This is a genomic window from Yersinia sp. 2542 StPb PI, assembly GCF_048593855.1.
In the GTDB taxonomy this organism is placed as follows: domain Bacteria; phylum Pseudomonadota; class Gammaproteobacteria; order Enterobacterales; family Enterobacteriaceae; genus Yersinia; species Yersinia enterocolitica_E.
The window spans coordinates 1-356 of record NZ_JAZGQA010000524.1 but is presented as its reverse complement, the minus strand read 5'-3'; the positions used below and the strand labels follow the sequence as shown (position 1 = coordinate 356).

The window sequence follows — 356 nt, the reverse complement described above, 5'->3', positions numbered from 1 at the left end:
CGCTGCAGGTTCTCCAGTCCTTGCTCGATATCACGCAAATCCAACAGGTTACCGGGGCGGGCAGGGAAGGCACTGAACAGCGTGACATGGCGGTCACTGCCCTGCGTCAGCTCAACATGGCGTATTGTGCCGGGCACGACGTGTAACGCCAGCGTGCCGCTGTTTAAGTCCTGCTGCGGAGCCAGTACCCGGGTAGTCACATAGCCGTGGTCGATCAGGCGGTTTTGCATCTGGCTCATCAGCAGGTTAATGCCCTGTCCCCCCAAACACTGGCCTTGCGCCTGATTGGCGATGCGTTGCAGTGGCAACCAGCGGGGTAAAGGCTCTGCGCCACTGATTTTTATACGATCAATGGC

General features: G+C 58.7%; 1 protein-coding gene. It reads right to left on the bottom strand.

Annotated features, from left to right (window positions below; all coding sequences use genetic code 11):
• A partial coding sequence (locus V1952_RS22605; protein ID WP_420075643.1) for a POTRA domain-containing protein occupies nt 1-356 on the bottom strand: 356 nt, incomplete at both ends.